Origin of the sequence: Streptomyces marincola, from assembly GCF_020410765.1 — a bacterium.
GTDB lineage: Bacteria > Actinomycetota > Actinomycetes > Streptomycetales > Streptomycetaceae > Streptomyces > Streptomyces marincola.
Window position 1 is genome coordinate 1,481,484 of the sequence record NZ_CP084541.1, and the last position, 18,847, is coordinate 1,500,330.

At 72.5% G+C, this 18,847-nt stretch carries 12 protein-coding genes; 6 read left to right on the forward strand and 6 right to left on the reverse strand.

Annotated features, from left to right (window positions below):
* The first annotated feature begins 17 nt into the window (after positions 1–17).
* Positions 18–6,680, forward strand: coding sequence for a type I polyketide synthase (locus LC193_RS06295; protein ID WP_226072380.1), 6,663 nt, complete (start codon positions 18–20; stop codon positions 6,678–6,680).
* 28 nt (positions 6,681–6,708) lie between these two features.
* Here the strand turns inward: LC193_RS06295 and LC193_RS06300 are convergent, their stop codons facing one another.
* The 3 genes from LC193_RS06300 to LC193_RS06310 all read right to left on the reverse strand — a co-directional run bounded on the left by LC193_RS06300 (position 6,709) and on the right by LC193_RS06310 (position 11,599).
* Positions 6,709–7,386, reverse strand: a complete 678-nt coding sequence (locus tag LC193_RS06300; RefSeq protein ID WP_226072383.1) for a response regulator transcription factor — start codon at positions 7,384–7,386, stop codon at positions 6,709–6,711.
* A gap of 180 nt (positions 7,387–7,566) precedes the next feature.
* On the reverse strand, positions 7,567–9,762 hold the full coding sequence (locus LC193_RS06305) for a BTAD domain-containing putative transcriptional regulator (protein ID WP_226072385.1): 2,196 nt from the start codon (positions 9,760–9,762) through the stop codon (positions 7,567–7,569).
* Between the two features lie 271 nt (positions 9,763–10,033).
* Entirely contained in the window at positions 10,034–11,599 is a 1,566-nt protein-coding gene (locus tag LC193_RS06310; RefSeq protein ID WP_226072388.1) for an aspartate aminotransferase family protein, read from the reverse strand.
* A gap of 284 nt (positions 11,600–11,883) precedes the next feature.
* Here LC193_RS06310 and LC193_RS06315 point away from each other — a divergent pair, with 284 nt between their 5' ends.
* The 3 genes from LC193_RS06315 to LC193_RS06325 all read left to right on the forward strand — a co-directional run bounded on the left by LC193_RS06315 (position 11,884) and on the right by LC193_RS06325 (position 13,904).
* Positions 11,884–12,360, forward strand: a complete 477-nt coding sequence (locus LC193_RS06315; protein ID WP_226078498.1) for a flavin reductase family protein — start codon at positions 11,884–11,886, stop codon at positions 12,358–12,360.
* 530 nt (positions 12,361–12,890) lie between these two features.
* A complete protein-coding gene (locus LC193_RS06320) occupies positions 12,891–13,382 on the forward strand; it encodes a pyridoxamine 5'-phosphate oxidase family protein (RefSeq protein ID WP_226072391.1) in 492 nt (163 codons plus the stop codon).
* A 132-nt stretch (positions 13,383–13,514) separates the two neighbouring features.
* Positions 13,515–13,904, forward strand: coding sequence for a nuclear transport factor 2 family protein (locus LC193_RS06325; RefSeq protein ID WP_226072393.1), 390 nt, complete (start codon positions 13,515–13,517; stop codon positions 13,902–13,904).
* A 315-nt stretch (positions 13,905–14,219) separates the two neighbouring features.
* Here LC193_RS06325 and argS read toward each other — a convergent pair whose 3' ends face one another.
* Positions 14,220–15,980, reverse strand: coding sequence for an arginine--tRNA ligase (argS, locus tag LC193_RS06330; protein ID WP_404819520.1), 1,761 nt, complete (start codon positions 15,978–15,980; stop codon positions 14,220–14,222).
* Positions 15,981–16,109: 129 nt separating this feature from the next.
* Complete coding sequence (locus tag LC193_RS06335; protein WP_226072396.1) at positions 16,110–16,334, reverse strand: hypothetical protein; 225 nt, start codon at positions 16,332–16,334, stop codon at positions 16,110–16,112.
* A 271-nt stretch (positions 16,335–16,605) separates the two neighbouring features.
* On the opposite strand from LC193_RS06335, the gene LC193_RS06340 reads away from it, so the two are divergent.
* A complete protein-coding gene (locus LC193_RS06340) occupies positions 16,606–17,280 on the forward strand; it encodes a lytic polysaccharide monooxygenase auxiliary activity family 9 protein (protein ID WP_404819357.1) in 675 nt (224 codons plus the stop codon).
* Between the two features lie 156 nt (positions 17,281–17,436).
* Entirely contained in the window at positions 17,437–18,228 is a 792-nt protein-coding gene (locus LC193_RS06345; protein WP_226072397.1) for a hypothetical protein, read from the forward strand.
* On the opposite strand, the gene LC193_RS06350 is transcribed toward LC193_RS06345, so the two are convergent.
* The gene (locus tag LC193_RS06350; protein ID WP_226072398.1) at positions 18,225–18,827 is read right to left on the reverse strand and encodes a hypothetical protein; all 603 of its coding nucleotides are present in this window, start codon (positions 18,825–18,827) and stop codon (positions 18,225–18,227) included. The genes LC193_RS06345 and LC193_RS06350 overlap by 4 nt on opposite strands.
* Positions 18,828–18,847 lie beyond the last annotated feature (20 nt).

Genomic DNA, 18,847 nt, shown 5'->3' on the forward strand with positions numbered 1-18,847 from the left:
AGGGAGATCGAGTACGCATGTCCAACGAAGAGAAGCTCGTCGACTACCTCAAGTGGGTCACCGCCGAGTTGCACAAGTCGCGTCAGCGCGTGGAGGAACTCGAAGGCGGCCGGGAGGAGCCCATCGCGGTCGTCGGCATGGCCTGCCGTTATCCGGGCGGTGTCGCGTCGGCCGACGATCTGTGGCAGCTGGTGCTGAACGAAGAGGACGCCATCACCGAGTGGCCGGACGACCGCGGCTGGGACGTGGACGGGCTCTACGATCCCGAGCCGGGCGTTCCTGGGCGTTCGTACACCAGGGAGGGCGGGTTCATCGAGGACGCCACGACGTTCGACGCCGCGTTCTTCGGGATCTCGCCGCGCGAGGCGCTCGGCATGGACCCGCAGCAGCGGGTGCTGCTTGAGACGGCGTGGGAGGCGTTCGAGCACGCGGGGATCGTGCCGGAGTCGTTGAAGGGCAGCCGGACGGGGGTGTTCGCCGGGATCGTGGAGCAGAGCTATCTGAATCGCGAGGGGCCCGAGGAGCTTGAGGGCTACCTCATGACGAGCAAGCTCAGCAGTGTCGCCTCGGGCCGGGTGGCGTTCACGTTCGGGTTCGAGGGGCCGGCGGTGTCGCTGGACACGGCGTGCTCGTCGTCCCTGGTGGCGGTGCATATGGCGATGCAGTCGCTGCGGTCGGGGGAGTCGGCGCTGGCGCTGGCCGGGGGTGTCACGGTCTCGGGGTCGCCGAACGGGTTCGTCGACTTCTCGCGGCAGCGCGGGCTGGCGGCGGACGGGCGGTGCAAGTCGTTCTCCGCGTCCGCCGACGGCACCGGCTGGTCGGAGGGTGTCGGCCTGCTCGTGCTCGAACGGCTTTCCGACGCCCGGCGCAACGGCCACCGCGTGCACGCCCTGATCCGCGGGTCCGCGATCAACCAGGATGGCGCGAGCAACGGCCTGACCGCGCCCAACGGCCCCTCGCAGGAACGCGTGATCCGCCAGGCCCTGGCCAGCGCGCAGTTGACGGCGGCCGACATCGACGTGATCGAGGCGCACGGCACGGGCACGCGGCTCGGTGACCCGATCGAGGCCCAGGCGTTGCTGAACACCTACGGCGCCAACCGCCCCGCGCGGCAGCCGCTGCACCTGGGGTCGTTGAAGTCCAACATCGGGCACACCGTGGCGGCGGCGGGTGTCGGTGGCGTGATCAAGATGATCGAGGCGATGCGGCACGGTGTGCTGCCGAAGACGCTGCACGTCGACAAGCCGACCGACCACGTCAACTGGGACGCCGGCGCGGTCGAACTCCTCACCGAGGCGCGGACCTGGCCGGAGACGGGGCGGCCGAGGCGGGCGGGGGTGTCGGCGTTCGGGGTGAGTGGGACGAACGCGCATGTGATCGTGGAGCAGGCCCCCGAGGAACCCTCCGAGGCCCCCGAGGGCGCGGACGGTGCCGAGGGACCGGAAACGGCCTCCACGCCCGAGGAACAGAGCGGCGCCGATTCCGGCTCTGGCTCTGGCTCTGGCTCTGGTGACGACACGGTGGTGTGGCTGCTGTCCGGGAGGACCGAGGAAGCCTTGCGCGCCCAAGCGCGGCAGTTGGCCGATCACCTCGATGCCCACCCCGACCTCAACGACCGGGCCATCGCCCACACCCTCGCCACCACCCGCACCCACTTCACCCACCGCGCAGCCATCCACGCCACCACCCCCGACCTGCTCCGCACCGCACTCCACCACCTCACCCAAGGCACCCCCCACCCCAACCTCACCACCGGCACCACCCACCCCCACCCCAAAACCGCCTACACCCTCACCGGCCAAGGCTCCCAACACCCCCAAATGGGCCAACAGCTCTACCACACCCACCCCACCTACGCCCACACCATCGACCAACTCACCGACCACCTCCAACCCCACCTCCCCCACCCACTCCGCGACATCCTCCACGCCCCACCCCACACCCCCCACGCCCAACTCCTCAACCACACCCACATCACCCAACCCGCCCTCTTCGCCACCCACCTCGCCCTCCACCGACTACTCGAACACCACGACATACGACCCGACTACCTCATCGGCCACTCCCTCGGCGAACTCACCGCAGCCCACATCGCCGGCGTCCTCACCCTCACCGACGCACTCCACCTCGTCGCACACCGAGGACGCCTCATGCAAGCCGCCCCCACCGGCGGCGCCATGGCCGCCGTCCAAGCCACCGAAGAGCAAGTACGCGCCACCCTGGCCGACCACGACCCCGCCACCATCGCCATCGCCGCCATCAACGGCCCCGAAAGCGTCGTCGTCTCAGGCGACAGCGACGTCGTCGAAGCCCTCGTCGCCCGCTGGCGGGAGCAGGGCCTGCGCGCCACGCCGCTCACCGTCAGCCACGCCTTCCACTCCCCCCACATGGACCACGTCCTCGACGAATTCCGCACCATCGCCGCCGAGGTCACCTACCACCCGCCGACGATCCCGGTGGTCTCCAACGTCACCGGCACCCTCGCCACCGAAGAACAACTCACCTCACCCGACTACTGGACCCAGCACATCCGCCAACCCGTCCGCTTCCACCACGGCATCCAATACCTGAAGAACCAAGGCATCACCCACCTCATCGAAATAGGCCCCACCACCCTCGCCACCCACACCACCCCCCACATCCCCACCACCCCCACCCTCCGCACCAACCAACCCGAAAACCACACCCTCCACACCACCCTCGCCACCACCCACACCCACGGCACCCCCACCAACCACCACACCACCCCCCACCCCCACACCCCCCTCCCCACCTACCCCTTCCAACGCCAACGCTACTGGCTCGAACCGCGTCCGCAGACGGACGCGACGAGCATGGGGCTGAGCGGCACCGAGCACCCGTTCCTGGCCGCCGCCATGAACACCGCGGGGCAGGACGCGTTCGTCTTCACCGGGCGGGTGTCGTTGCGCAGCCACCCCTGGCTCGCCGACCACACCCTCCACCACACCCCCGTCCTCCCCACCGCCGCACTCATCGACCTCACCCTCCACGCAGGCGACCAACTCGGCACCCACACCCTCGAACACCTCACCACCCACACCCCCATCACCCTCCCCACCGACAACACCCCACTCCACCTCCAACTCACCATCCACCCACCCAACCCCACAGGACACCGACCCTTCACCCTCCACACCCGCCCCGACACCACCCACCTCACCCACCACCAATGGACCACCCACGCACAAGGACTCCTGAGCGGCCTGGCCGGCCGTCCGGTCCAGGAGTCGGCGCCGTGGTCGTCCGACGGCGCGGAGAGCATCGACGTGAACGAGGCGTACGAGCGGTTCACGGCGTCCGGGCTGTCGTACGGTCCGCGGCTGCGCACGTTGAAGGCGACCTGGCGGCGGGGCAAGGACCTGTTCGCGGAGGTGGAGCTGCCGGAGGAGATGCGCGGCGAGGCGGCGGAGTTCGGGCTGCATCCGGCGTTGCTCGACGGCGCGCTGCACGCGGCCGCGCTGGCCGGCGGGCCGGCCGGGGCGGCGCTCGACGGGCGGGCTCCGGTGGCGGCGGAGTGGCGCGGGTTCCGGCTGTTCGCGACGGGCGCCACGTCCGTTCGGGTGCGGCTGACCGTGACCGACTCCGGCTCGTTGGCGGCCCGGCTGGCGGATCAGTCGGGGGAGGCGGTCGCCGAGATCGTGGACATCGGGTTCCGGCCGGTCGGTCAGGAGCAGATCGCGGCGGCGGTGTCCCGGACGGACGAGGCGCTGTTCCACGTGCGGTGGGAGCCGGTCGCGCCGCTCGGCGCCGGTGAGGAGCTGCGCTGGGGCGTGCTCGGCGCGACCGGGGAGGCCGCCTCAAAGTTCTCCGGGACGCGGTTCCCCGATGTCGCCGCCGTGGCGGCGGCCGTGGCCGCGGGCGCGGGGCCTGACGCTGTGCTCTCGACGGTCGCGTTCTCGCTCGACGCGGGCGCGGAGGCGGACTCCGGGGGCGTGGTGCCAGCGGTGCACGACGCCACGCGTGCGGCGTTGGCGCTGGTGCGGGAGTGGCTGGCGGAGGACCGGCTGGCCGGCGTGCCGCTGGTGGTGGCGACGCGGCGCGGGGTCGACGCGTCGGCCCCCGGCGCCGAGGCGGGCGCGGCGGGCGTGACGGATGTCGCGGCCGCGGCCGTGTGGGGCCTGCTGCGCTCGGCCCAGTCCGAGTCGCCGGGCCGGCTGGTGCTCGTCGATCTGGAGAGCGAGGCGGATCTGCACCCGGAGGTGCTGTCGGCGGTGCTGGCCACGGCGGAGCCGCAGAGCGCGGTGCGCGGTGGCGGGGTGTCCGTGCCGCGCGTGCGGCGTGCCGCGGCGCGCGGTGCGGCGGGGCCGGGCGGGGGGCGGTGGCGCCCGGACGGGACGGTGCTGATCACGGGTGGTACCGGCAGTCTCGGCGGGCTGTTCGCCCGGCACCTGGTGGAGCGGCACGGGGTGCGGCACCTGCTGCTGCTGAGCCGGCGAGGCGAGGACGCGCCGGGGGCGCGGGAGTTGGTCGCGGAATTGCGCGGTCTTGGCGCGGGGGTGACGGTCGCCGCGGTGGACGCCGCGGACCGGGAGGCGCTGGCGGCCGTGCTGGCGGACGTTCCCGCGGACCGTCCGCTGCGCGGGGTGCTGCACGCGGCGGGCCTCATCGACGACGGGCTGGTCGCGGCCCTCACTCCCGAGCGGCTCGCGGCGGTGCTGCGGCCGAAGGTGGACGCGGCGTGGCACCTGCACGAGCTGACCAGGGACGGCGAGGTGAGCGCGTTCGTCCTGTTCTCGTCCATCGCGGGGGTGATCGGCGGCGCGGGGCAGGCCAACTACGCGGCGGCGAACGCGTTCCTCGACGGCCTGGCCGCGTACCGGGCGCGGCTCGGGCTGCCGGCGACGTCGGCGGCCTGGGGGCTGTGGGAACAATCCTCCGGGATCACGGGCGAGTTGTCGGACGCGGATCTGGCGCGGATCGCCAGGGCCGGGTTCCGGCCCGTGCAGGCGGGCAGCGGCCCGGCGCTGCTCGACCGGGCGCTGGAGTCGCCGTTCGCGGCTCCGGTGCTGACGCCGCTCGACGTGGCGGCGCTGCGGGAGCGGCCGGCGCAGGCGCCCGTGGTGCTGCGGGGGCTGGCGGGCGGCGCGGTGCGCCGGGTCGCGCGGAACACGCCGGGGGTGTCGGCGGCCGGGCTCGCGCAGCGGCTCGACGCGCTGGACGAGGGGGAACGGCTCGACGCGGTGCTCGGTGTGGTGCGGGAGGCGATGGGTGCGGTGCTGGGGCACGCGGACCCGTCGGGGCTCGGTGCCGAGGAGCCGTTCGCTCAGCTGGGGTTCGATTCGCTGACGTCGGTCGAGTTGCGCAACCGGCTGGGTTCCGACGTCGGGTTGACGCTGCCCGCGACGGTGATCTTCGACCATCCGACGCCGGCGGCGCTGGCCGCGTTCGTGCTCGACGCGGTGCGGGCCGGCGGCGGGGGCGGGGAACGGGCCCACGGGGGCGTGGACTTCGCGGCCGAGGTGCGGCTTGCGGAGGATGTGCGGCCGGCGGCCGAGGTGGTGCGCCGGGTGGACGACGCGCGGGAGGTGCTGCTGACGGGGGCGACGGGCTTCCTCGGGGCGTTCCTGGTGCGGGATCTGCTGCGCGCGTTCCGGGGCACGGTGCACTGCCTGGTGCGGGCCGGGGACGAGGCGGAGGGGCTTGCGCGGCTGCGGGCGAACCTGGAGTCCTACCGGGTGTGGGGCGAGGTGGACGCGAGCCGGTTGCGGGTCGTGGTCGGGGACCTGGGCGCGCCGCGGCTGGGGTTGTCGGAGGAGGCGTTCGACGCCCTGGCGCGCACGGTCGACGTCGTCTACCACGCGGGCGCTTCGGTGCACTGGCTGCGTCCTTACGCGGCGCTGCGCGGGCCGAACGTGGGCGGCACCGAGGAGGTGCTGCGGCTTGCGGCCAGGCACCGCACGGTGCCGGTGCACTACGTGTCGACGGTCGGGGTGTTCGCGGGTGGTGAGCGGCAGGGCAGGCCGCTGCGCGCGGATGATCCGACGGGTCCCGCCGAGGAGTTGCCGAGCGGGTACCTGGCGACGAAGTGGGTGGCCGAGCAGGTCATCGGGCTGGCCAGGGACCGGGGGTTGCCGGTGTCGGTGTACCGGGTGGACGTGGTGTCGGGGGATGTGCGCAACGGGGCGTGCCAGACGCGGGACTTCGTGTGGCTGAGTCTGAAGGGGATGCTTCAGGCGGGGGCGGCGCCTGTGGGTCTCGCGGGTGATGTGCCGTTGACGCCGGTCGACTATGTGAGCGCGGCGGTGGTCGCGCTGTCGCGGCGTGCGGGGGCCGAGGGCGGCACGTTCCACTTGCACAACCGGAGCCGCATGGGGTTCGGGGAGTTCGTGGCGCGGTTGCGGGCGGCGGGGTACGTGCTGGAGGAGCTGGGGTGGGACGCGTGGCGGGAGCGGGTGCGTTCGGCGCCGGACAACGAGTTGCTGCCGCTGCTTGAGGCGTTCGAGATGATGGCGTCGAACGGCGCGGCGTTCTATCCGCGGCTGGACACGGGCGGGACGGAGGACGCGCTCGCGGGCACGGGCGTGGACTGCCCCGAGCTGACGGGTGAACTGTTCGAGCGCTACGTGCGGTTCTTCGTCGAAGCCGGGTTCTTCCCGCCGGTGCCAGGGGATGCCGGTGCCGGGGGTGGTGCCGGTCCCGCGCGGGTGCCCGCCGCGTGACGGGGTGGGGGAGCGGCCGGGTGGCGGGTCAGTCGTGGCCGAGGCGGAAGCCGACGCCGCGGACGGTCTCGATCCAGCTGTTGACGCCGAGCTTGCCGCGGAGCTTGCTCACGTGGGTGTCGATGGTGCGGGTCGCCTGCCGCCCGGCCGGGTGGTTCAGGGGGTCGCCCCAGATCTCGGCCATGAGGCGCTGGCGTGAGACGACTTCGCCGCGGTGCAGGGCGAGGCGGTAGAGGAGGTCGAATTCCTTGCGGGTCAGGGCGATGGGCCGGCCGTGCAGGCGGACTTCACGGCTGATGACGTCGATGCGTAACGGGCCGTACGACACGGTGGGGAACTCGTCCTTCGGGCAGGGCCTGGAGCGGCGCATGACGGCGTCGATCCTGGCCATGAGTTCGGGAAGGCGGTACGGCTTGTCCATGCAGTCGTCGGCGCCGGCGCGCAGCGCGAGGACGCGGGTGTGTTCGGCGTCGGGGGCGGCGAAGGCGATGACGGGGACGTCGTCGCTCGACCTGATGCCGCGGCAGACTTCGAGGCCGCCGATGTCGGGCAGTTGGAGGTCGAGCAGCACCAGGTCCGTGCCGCGGTACGCGGCGAGGGCGCGTGCGCCGGTGTCGACGTGGACGGTGTCGTAGCCGTGGGCCCGGAGTCTGCGGATCAGAGGGGCAACGGACTCCGCGCCGCCCCCTACCACAAGTACGCGCATCTGTACCCCCAGTCCAGCGCGAGCACCCTATCAAATGTCACGGAACGGGTCGCGCGGTCGGTTGTTCGCCGGGGCTCGGGGCGGCGCGGGAACGCGGCCGGGCGCGCACGGCGAACGGCGGGGGCGGGGTACGCGGGGGTGGGGGGCGGCGGGAGCCGGGTGGCGGTGGGGGTGCGGGGGTCACGCGGAACAGGCTTCGGGTTCCTCTTCGCGCTCGGCGGTGAGCGCACGCAGGACGAGGGCGTCGCGGTCGGCGGCGCGGCGGGCGCCGACCGGCCCGGTCAGGAGGAACGTCTCCAGCAGCCGGTCGGCGGCCGTGCCCCACAGCGGGTCGAGGGTGATGGTGGTGTGGCTCCTGCCGCCGGCCCACTCGGGCCGCCGCCGCAGGAGGTGCGGCCCGGCTCCCGCGACCACGAGCAGGGGGATGCCGGACGAGGATTCGGTGAGGTTCTCGACGAGGTCGAGCAGGGCGTCGTCGGCGGTGTGCAGGCCGGTGACGGTGAGGACGAGGGGCCGTTCGAGCGCGGCCAGGTGGAGGAAGCGCCGCCAGGCGTCGGCGGTCTGGTCCGCGGGCACGTCCCACGCGGGCACGAGCAGGGGGCCCAGGCGGGAGGTCAGCCAGGCGGCCTCGGCCGGGGAGGTGGCGAGGGCGTCGAGCGCGGCGGTGAGCTTGTCGCGCGCGGTGTGCGGCGCGTCGCCCGGCTGGATCGCGCAGTAGTGCGCGAGCACGGTGGCCTGGGTGCGGGAGACGTCCTCGACGGGCAGGAGGCGCACGTCGCGGCGCCGGTCCCCCGGGGCGTTCGCCTGTTCCCTGGTGACGAGGTGCTGGAACTCCTGGAGGAACCTGGTGGTGCCGATCTGCGAGTCGCCGAGCACGGTGACCAGGTGGGCGGTGCGCTGGTGCGTGGTGCGTTCCAGAAGCGAGCCGAGCAGTTGGAGTTCGTGGTTGACCAGGCGCGGCGGCTGCTGGCCGCCCGGGGCGGCGGCCCTGGGCACGGGCTGGAGGCCGCTGACCCGCCAGTCGGCGACCGCTCCTTCCGTGCGCTGGTAGGACACCGAGCCCGTGGTGGCCCGGTGGGTGCGGTCGCAGACGTGGATGGCGCCGGCGGGCACGTCGGACAGCAGGCGGCGGCCCTTGTCGAGGAGGGCGCCGTTGACGGACGGGGTCGCGGCGCGGTCGCCGGGCGCGCGGCGCAGCAGGGCCTTGCCGGTGACGACGGCCGCGTGGAGCGTCGGCGCGTGCCGGGCGGCGGCGCGGCCGTCGGCCAGGCCGGCCGGCGGGGTGAGGGCCTCGCGGATGGCGAGGGCCGCGCGCACCGCCGCGGTGGCGGCGCCCGCGCCGTCCCGGTCGACGCCGAACAGGCCGAGGCAGTGGGACCCGATGGAGGCGGCGACGGTTCCGCCGAACCGTTCGATCTGCTCCCTGAACACGGCGGACATGGCCTCGATGAGTTCGTCGAGGTCCTCGGCGGAGAAGACGTCGGAGCCAGGTCCCAGCTGGGTGCGCAGGAGGACCGCGCTGACGTCGCGGCGTTCGGCCTCGGCCGCGGTGCGGGCCGGTATTCGGTGCTCCTCGGCGGGCGCTCCCGCCGGCCGCTCGGCCGGTTCCGCGCGGTGCGGGCCCGCGCCCGCGGTGGCCGGCGGGCGGCGCGCGGACTCGGGCAGGAGCCGCGCGGCGTCGCGCGGGGCGGCGGGCGCGGTCACGCCCGACAGGTGGAGCGTGGCGTCGTGGTTGAGGATGGAGCGCTGGAGCAGTTGCAGGTCCCGGCCCGGTTCGAGGCCGAGTTCGACCAGGGCGCCGCGGGCGCGGGCGTAGACGCCGAGGGCGTCGGCCTGCCGTCCGCAGCGGTAGAGCGCCAGCATCAACTGGCCGCAGAACCGTTCCCGCAGGGGTTCGGTCTCGACCATCGTCTCCAACTGCCCGAGGATCGCGGAGTGCCGGCCGCAGGCCAGTTCCGCCTCGAAGTAGTCCTCCAGGACGTCGAGTCGCGTGCTCTCCATGGCCGCGAGCTCGGGCCACAGCACGCCGGTCTCCACCAGGTCCGCGAGGACCGCTCCGCGCCACAGCGCGAGTGCGGAGCGTAGCGAGTCGGCGGCATGCCGATGGGATCCGGCGGCGAGCGCGGCCCGGCCCGCCATGACCTTCTGGCGGAAGAGGTGCAGGTCGACGCGGTCCGGGGTGACCTTGAGCATGTAGCCGGGGGCGCGGGTCAGCAGGGACACCGGCTCCTCGGCCGCGTCGGGAGTGGCGGCGAGCACCACACGCAGGCCGCACACGGCGTTCTGGAGTATTTTGCGGGCGGTGACGGGGCGTTCCTCGTCGCTCCACAGCGCCTGCATCAGCTGGCTGGTGGACACCACTTGATTCATGCGCATCAACAAGGAGCCGAGTGTCGCTCGCTGTTTCGTGCCACCGAGCGCGACCGGCTCACCGTCGGAAACGACCTCTAAAGGCCCCAGGACGCGAAAATGCATAGCTACCTCCGGTGCTAGGCGTGACGGTCGTCTCCTGCTTCGTGAGCGCCGCCTGAATATGCACAGCGCACAGGCCTTCCCCCACTCAAAATTACAAACCGTCAAGATGGTTTGTCAACGAGGCCCCATGGTCATGGCCTGATACCGCACCGGTCGCCCTCCGGCCCGGGTGTCAGTCGTGGTCGTTCGCGCCGGTGAACCGCTGCTCGTCCTGGTCGCGGACGACCGCGCACACATCCCGCAGCGCCGTGCCGAGCCGGTCGATCTCGGCGTCGCCCAGCAATATCGACGGCTCGAACCTGAGCGTATTCACCGCGCTCGCCGTGGGGAACGTCCTGATGCGGTGGCGCCGCAGCAGGTATCCCGCGAGGCCGTAACCCAGGAATCCCTGGCGTGACAGTTCACGGAGCGTTCCGGATTCCGCGTCCGACTGGTCGAAGAACTCGAATCCCAGCATGAGCCCGCGGCCCCGCACCTCCCTGACGACGCCGGGGAATTCCGCCGCGACCGATTCGAGAACCGCGCGCAGGCGCGCCCCGACTTCCGCGGCCGTGCGGTAGGCGCGCCCGTTGTCGGCCTCCAGGAGTTCGAGGACCTTGAGGGCGATGCGCGACGACAGGCCGTCCTTCGCGAACGTCGAACTGTGCACGACTTCGAATTCCGGCCGGTAGCGCTCCTGCCGCACCAGCATCACCGATGTCTTCGCGATGCCGCCGCCAAGGCTCTTGGCCAACGCGTAGTAGTCCCCGCGCAGGCCGATATGTGAACTCGCGAAGAACGCTCCGCTGCGGCCCATGCCGGTCTGGATCTCGTCCACGATCACCGGGAAGTCGGCTGCGCGGGCCACGCGCTGGATCTCTGCGGCGAATTCCGGCGTGACGGCCCGGATACCGCCCTCTCCCTGGACGGGTTCGAGGACGAAGGCGCAGAAAACCGGGAACGCGCGCTCGGTCAGCCGCACCCGCCCGTCCGCGATCTCGACGTCGAGCAGCCGTCCCGACTCCTCCGCCACGATCTTTTCGAGCACGGCGGGTTCACCGAGCGGCACGAAACGGGTCCGCGCGGCCAGTTCGGGGAACGGCAGGCGGTAGGACTCGTTGTGGGTCAGCTGGACGCTGCCGAGGAGCTTGCCGTGGAAACCGCCCTCAAGCGCGAGGAACAGCGGGGGGCGGGCGAGCCGTTCCGCGTTCTCCCGCGCGACACGGTCGGCGAGCGCGTCGAAGCCGCCGGTCGCGGCCCCGTCCGCCGCGGCGTCGAGCGCGGCCGTGCCGGCCGCGACGGCGGCGCGGGCCTCCTCCACGTGCCGCGCGACCGCGTCGAGCGCGGCGGCGGCCTTCAGCCCCCTGTCCATTTCCGCGTGCTTGACAGCCGCCTCGATCGCCTCCGCGCCGGTGTTCGCGAAGATCGCGTAGTAGGGCTCGTCGCCGCCCAGTTCGCGGTGGATGACGCGATTCAGGGCGGTGGCCACCTCGTTCGCCCACGGATGGCGGGAGAATTGGGCGTGCACGGGCACCTGGCGTTCCAGCAGCTCCTTGGCGTAGGCGATGATCTCCGGAGGATTGTGGCCCAGCATGAGGGAACCGTAGCCGCCGGCGAAGTCCAGTACCGGAACCTCCGCGCCGTTCCCGTCCGTCCAGTACATTAGGTTGCCCTCGGCACGCGTGTACTCGACATCGAGCCCCGCCATGGCGAGCACTTGCCGCAGATGCGGTTCGGCCAGTTCGCGTTCAGGCGACATGTAATTGATGCCTTTCTCGGCGGCGGAACAGGACCTTGGGCAACGATAATGGCGGCGGCCTTGAGGTGTGCCAAGGGCCAGTAACGGGCAGGTCACTCGCCGCCGGTGCCGGTGGGTGAGCGCCTGATTACCGCACGGTGGGGGCGGGGACACGCGGGCTGAGTATCTTGTGATTCTGGCCGAGTGATTGCGATGTGCCGCCCACCGGAGAAGGTGCAATGAATTCCACGACAGCCGCACAGAGTGAGTCGTATACCGTTGAGCCGTCGACGCTTCGGGCCGCGATGTCCCGGTTCGCAACCGGTGTGACGGTAGTCACCGTCGGCGGAGACCACATTCACGCCATGACGGCCAACGCTTTTACCTCCGTCTCCCTGGCACCCCCGTCCGTCCTGTGCAGCGTGGCCCACAGCGCGGTTATGCACGGCGCGATCACGTCGGCGGGCGCGTTCGCCGTGTCGATTCTCGGCGGTGAGCAGGAGAAGCTCGCCCGGCATTTCGCCGACAAGAACCGGACGCTGGGCCGGGCCCAGTTCGATGGCGTCGCGTGGCGCCCCGGGCCCAGGACCCAGGCCCCGGTGCTGTCCGGGTCGCTGGCCTGGCTGGAATGTGAACTGACCGAGGCCTACGTGTTCGGCGACCACACGATCTTCATCGGCACGGTGCTCAGCGCGGAGAGCGCCGAGGGCGGGCGAGGGCTGCTGTTCTTCGACGGGGCGTTCCGGCAGGTGACGTCCCCGCGGCTGCCGAAGTCCGCGTGATCCGGGTGCCAAGACCCGCGCGCGGCCCCCGGGCCGGCCAGTACCGTCCCACCGGTCCGTTTCCCGGCCGCGCGCGTGCGCGACGACCGCGGGTGGCACTGACGTGCCGTCAGCCCCGGTTCTCACACGGTGACTTGGTCACATCGAAGTGCCCTCTTCCGCCACGCCCCAGGATGGCGGACGATCAGGTGGTACCGCCGTCGGCCGCAGGCCGGACCGGCGCCGTTCCCCTGGCCGCCCACCGCGCCCACGCCCGCGAGGAGACGTTTCCGTGTCCGGACCACCGTCGCCGCGGCCCGCTGGCGGCGCCCCGGCGCCCGGCGCGCCGACGGCCGGAACGCTGCGCGAACGGACCGTCCGGTACGCACTCGGCGCCGCGCCCCCGTTCCGCCGCGCCGCGCCCGGGTGGGTGAGGTGCCGGAGGCACGGCCCGCCCCGGCCCGCGGGAGCCCGGCCGGAGGCCGCGCACGGCGTGCGCGGCACAGGGCGCCGGCCCAGCTGACCTGCCCGACCTGACCGGAGAGACACCCATGGCGCAGAAAGTCGAGAAGTTCTCCGACCTGGAGGACTCGTTCTTCGACTACATCAAGGACATCGTCTACGCGACGATGATCACGGTCGACAAGAAGGGCCGCCCCCGCGCGCGCGTCCTGCTGCCGATCTGGGAGGTCGTCGACGACCGCCCGCTCGGCTGGCTCGCCGTGTTCAAGACGCCGGTGAAGGCCGCCCACCTGGCCAACAACCCGCACACGACCTACTCGTACTGGAACCAGCGGCAGAACTGCGTGTTCGTCGACAGCGTCACCACGTGGGTCGAGGACATGGAGACCAAGCGCTACGCCTGGGACCTCTACACCAAGGGCAGCCCGCCCGGCGTCGGCTACAACCCGCGCGCGTACTGGAGCGGCGGTCCCACGGACCCCAAGTTCGAGGTGCTGCGCATCGAGCCGTGGCGCGTGCAGGTGCTGCGCGGCCGTGACCTGCACAGCCGCATCTGGACCGCGGAGACGGAAACCGCCTGACGCTCCGCCCACCGACCGCGGCACCGGCCGCCCCCCGGGGCCGGTGCCGCTCCCCGGAAGAAACCGATGGTCCGGTTCTGTCCGGGCCGCCTCGCCGCCGGACCTCCCGGCGGCGCCACGAAAGGGATACCGATGACCTTCCCCGCCATGCCCCGTTACGTCGACGCCTGGTTCCGCGCGTCGATCGACGCCGACCCCGACGCCTGGGCCGACACGTGGACCGAGGACGGCATCTTCCACGACCCGGTCGGTGACCCGCCGGTCGTCGGCCGCGAGGCGATCCGCAAGTTCATAGCCGACGCGCTGCCCGCGTTCAAGCCGTTCCTCGGCCTCACCCCGGTCGAGGCGTACTACGTGGCCGACTCCGTCGCCGTGTCCTGGCGGGCCGCCGCCGTCACCGGCGACGGCAAGCCGGTGAACTGGGCGGGCATCAACATCTACGAACTGGCCGAGGACGGGATGATCAAGGAGGTCCGCTCCTACTTCAGCAACGCGGTCTTCCAGGCCCAGGCCAACGGCTGACCCGCCCCCCGGCCGGGGCCCGTCCCGTTCGGCTTCCCCTCCGGCCCCGCCGCTCGCGCCCGGCGCCGCCCGACACGGCGGCGCCGGGCGCCGCCGCGTTCCGGCCGCGCGCCCCGCCCGCGGGTCGGCGCACTGCGCACCGTGCACACTTCGCCGCCGATTCTGAGCACCGTGAACGGTGGTACGGCGGCCCTCGCTTGCCTAACGTCCTCGGTGAGCGCAGGGCCGCGGAGGAGTCCTGCGACACCACGGGGAACGACCCGGAAACGGGCGGGCGCGGGCGGGGGGCCGCGCCCGCCCGCGCCGGGCCCGGGATCACATGCGCTGCGGGGCCTCGATGCCGAGCAGCAGCAGGCCCTGCGCCAGGGTCGCCCGCGTCAGCGCGCACAGCGCCAGCCGGTTGGCGCGCACCTCGGCCGGCACGTCCTCGCGCAGCACGGGGCAGGACTCGTAGAAGGCGGTGAACGCCTTCGCCAGACCGTAGAGGTAGGCCGCGAGCTGGTGCGGCTCAAGCGTCGCCGCGACCCCTTCGAGCGCGGCACCGAACTCGTCCAGCTCAAGGGCCAGCGCGTGCTCGGCCGGTTCGAGCGCGACCGCCGGGTCGAACGCGCCCTCGCCCGCGCCCTGTTCCGCCGCCTTGCGCAGGATCGAGGCGATGCGGGTGTGCGTGTACTGGAGGTAGACGCCGGTCTGCCCGTTGAAGCTGACCATGCGGTCGACGTCGAAGGAGTAGTCCTTGGCCCGCGAGGTGGACAGCTCGGCGTACTTGACCGCGCCGATGCTCGCGACGCGCGCGATCTCGTCCAACTCATCCGGCGAGAGCGCCGGGTCCTTCTCCGCGACGACCTCGCGGGCGCGCCGCAGCGCGTCGTCCAGCAGGTCCGCGAGCCGCACCGTGCCGCCGGAGCGCGTCTTGAACGGCCGCCCGTCCGGGCCGTTGATGGTGCCGTTCGCGGCGTGCACCGCCTCGATGCCCTCGGTCAGCCACCCGGCCCTGCGCGCCGTTTCGAAGATCATCGCGAAGTGCTGGGCCTGGCGGGCGTCCACCACGTAGATCAGCCGGTTCCCGCCCAGCTCCCGGATGCTGTGGCGGATGGTGGCCAGGTCGGTGGCCGCGTATCCGAAGCCGCCGTCGGACTTCTGGACCAGCATCGGGACGGGCTGGTCGTCGAGGAAGACGACCTTGGCGCCCTCGCTGTCCTCCAGCAGGCCCTTGTCCCGCAGCTCGTCCACGACGCCCTGGAGCCAGGGGTTGTAGAACGACTCCCCCAGCACGTCGTCGCGCGTGAGCAGCACCCCGAGCCGTTCGTAGATCTGCTGGAAGGCGGCCTCGGACTCGCCGACGATCTCCCGCCAGGCGGCCACCGTCTCCTCGTCCCCGCTCTGGAGCGCGACGACCCGGCGCTGGGCGCGCTGCTTGAACTCCGCGTCCCGGTCGAACTCCTGCCGCGCGGTGCGGTACAGCGCGTCGAGCGCGGACACCGCGCCGCCCGTCCCGTCCGCGCCGATCTCCTTGTCGCGCCACGCCGCGTCCGGGTGCTCGAACAGGTACTGGATGAGCATGCCGAACTGGGTGCCCCAGTCGCCCACGTGGTTCTGCCGCACCACGCGCGCGCCCAGGAAGCCGAGCACGCGGGCCAGGGCGTCGCCGATCAGGGTCGACCGCAGGTGGCCGACGTGCATCTCCTTGGCCACGTTCGGGCCCGAGTAGTCGATGACGGCCGTCTGGGCGGCCTGGCTGCGCGGCACCCCGAGGCCGGGGGCCGCCGCCCGCGCCGCGAGGCGGTCGAGGAGGGCGGCGTCGGCCAGCGTGATGTTGAGGAAGCCGGGCCCCGAGACCTCGACGGACGCCAGCGCGTCGGCCCCGGCCACGAGGTCCCGCAGCCGGCCCGCGAGCTCGCGCGGATTGGTGCCGACGCGCTTGGCCAGCGACAGGGCAGCGTTCGCCTGGTAGTCCGCCCGGTCGGAGCGTCGCACGAGCGGGTCCTCGGACGCGAACTCCGGAGGCAGCACCTCCGCCATCGCCGCTCGGACAGCCGCTTCCACCTCACCGGCCAGGGACCGGACCTGCTCCACCATCTTCGCGAACCACTCCTGTGTACGGGAACCTGCCGCTGCCAAGCATGACAGGACGGCGGCCCCCCGGGCGCGGCGAGGTGGCGTCGGCCGGTGCGCGAGCGCCCGTCCGGGCGGCCCCGGGGCGGGTCAGCCGTGCTTCTCGTACATCGCCAGGGCGACACCGAGGCCGAAGAACGTCGGCGCCCACTCGCCGACGAACAGGCCCCACCGGTCGGCGCGCGCGACATCGGCGCCCGGCTCCGCCTTGAGCGAGGTGACCCAGCTGACCACCGTGAGACCGATGCTGGCGAAGGCCGCGCAGTAGGCGTGCTCGCTGCGGACTCCGGCCTCGTGAAGCTTCTTGACGATCACGACATCCCCTTTCCATGGTTCTGCACCACTGTGCGGGGAAATTCCGGTTTTCGCCATCGGGGGTCCGCGCGCGGCGGGCGGTGGGCCAGCGCGAACGCCGGCCCGAGCGCGCGGGGACCGCGGGCCGACCGGGTGAGCGCCCCGTTCGGCCGGGCGCCGAGCATGGCCGGATTGAGTCGTTTCACTCGACCACCGCGGGGGGACAGCCCTGACATCGGGAGCGCTCCCAACCGGACACCCCCCACCGTCTTCCGGACGAGGAGTCGCAGTGTTGCCTTTTGTGCGCCAACGCACCGACGCGCGCGGATGGACGTTCCGCGCCGTCCTGGCCGTTCTGGCCTCCGCCCTGCTCATGATGACGCCCTGGTCGACCCCGGCCGCCTCCGCCCACGGCTCGACCGCCGACCCCGTCTCGCGCAACTACGGCTGCTGGCAGCGCTGGGGCAACGACTTCCAGAACCCCGCCATGGCGCAGCAGGACCCCATGTGCTGGCAGGCGTGGCAGCACGACACCAACGCCATGTGGAACTGGAACGGCCTGTACCGCGAGGGCACCGGCGGCAACTTCCAGGCGTTCATCCCCGACAACCAGCTGTGCAGCGCGGGCCGCACCGGGGACGGCCGGTACAACTCCATGGACACGCCCGGCGCGTGGAAGACGTCCAGGATCGGCACCGACTTCACCGTGGACGTGCTCGACCAGGCGTACCACGGCGCGGACTACCTCCACGTCTACGTGACGCGGCAGGGCTACAACGCCCAGACCGACGCGCTGGACTGGGGCGACCTCGAACGGGTCGCGAGCACCGGCAGGTACGCGCCCGCCAACCACTACACCGTGGACGTCAGCGCGCCGGGGCGCAGCGGGCACCACGTCGTCTACACGATATGGAAGGCGTCGCACGCGGACCAGATCTACTTCTTCTGCAGCGACGTGACCTTCTGAGCCACCGCGTCACCGCCGCCTGCCCCCGCCCGGGGCGCGGGCGGCGGTGACGCGCGCCGGGCCGGCTCTGGCGCGGCCCACACACGTCAACTACCGTGTACACGCCTTGGTCACGAAATCCGCACCCGCCGCGCGTCCCGACGGAGGACATGTCCAGTGCGTCGCACGAGATCCGCATGCCTCACCGCCGTCGTCGCCGCCGCGGCGTCGCTCTCGCTGGCCGCGCCCGCCCGGGCCGTTCCGGAGACCGCCCCCTGCACGCCCGCTGTCGACGCGGGCACGGAGAGCGGGATGGGCCGCGTTCTCGGCCTGATGGACGACCTCAGGGAAAGCGGCCACGGCCGGGCGGAGATCGACGCCGTCCTGGCCGACCTGGCCTGCATGACGCGCGTTCCCACGACCACCGGCGAGCCGGTCTCCGCGCGGGCCGCCGCCCTGCCCGACGCGCCCGTGGACGTCACCGCGCCGTCCGTCTACGTCATCACCGAGGTCAACGGCAGGGACCGCTGGGTGGCCATCACCGAGTGGAGCTGGCGGACCGTGCCGACCTATCCCATGACGGGCAACCAGGGGATCGCGACCTGGTTCAGCTCCGGTGTGAACCCGATCGTCCAGGTCGTCCACCACAGCGGGCACACCAGCCAGTTCCCCAACGTCAGCCGCGAGGACGCGTCCGACCTGAACGACCACGGCGTCAGCTTCCTCATGGCCCCGCGCACGTCCGCGACGGACCTGAACGTGGCCAGGGGCATGTCGTCCCTGGTCTTCGAGGGCCGCGACGGGTGCGCGGACCCGACGGTGACCAGTTCCTACTCCCACTCGTTCGGGAGCACGAGCATCAGCGCCATCGACATCTCGGCCGACGGCCAGGAGGTCCACTGGACGGCCGAGGACGGCCGGGCCCAGTCCACCGGCCCGGCCACGCGGGTGGCGGGCGTCTGCTCCTAGGGGCCCGCGGGACCCGGATGCGCCGGGGCGCCCCCTGCGGGATGAAGCGCGGCGCGGGGCGGGCGGTCGTCGATGACGATACGGGCGACGGCCGACTGCCCGCCCGCCGGCGGTTCCAGCTCCTTGAGGGCGTCGCCGATCCGGTGGTGCACGCGACGGGCGAGCGCCCTGGTGATGTCGGAGGCGCGCGCGTCGTGCGCGGCCTGCCGGAGCGCGTCGATGGCCGCGAGGAGGGTTCGGGCCGAGACATCGGCCTCGATGAGGCCGTGCTCGTCCTCCTTGATGCCCGCGGGAAGCCGGAAGTGCTCGGTGCGGGCAGCCTGCTCGACGAGGAACGACCAGGTGTCGCGGTGGCAGACGATCGTGGCGTAGGAGATGCCTGCGGCCCGGTCGAGCAGGCCGCCGTGGTCCTCCTGGTCCGGTGCCGTGCCGACGGTGACGGGGTGGTGCCCGGCCTGCCCCATCGTGGCGCCGAGGGCGCCGACCGCCTGCGTGAGCGTGCTGATCTGTTTTTCGAGCCGTTCGATCGCCGTTTTAAGGTTCTTCGCGCCGAACGTCACGTATCCCCCTCGGTCCGTCGCCGTGTGTGGCGAGGTCATGTCTCCCCGTACATGACCGG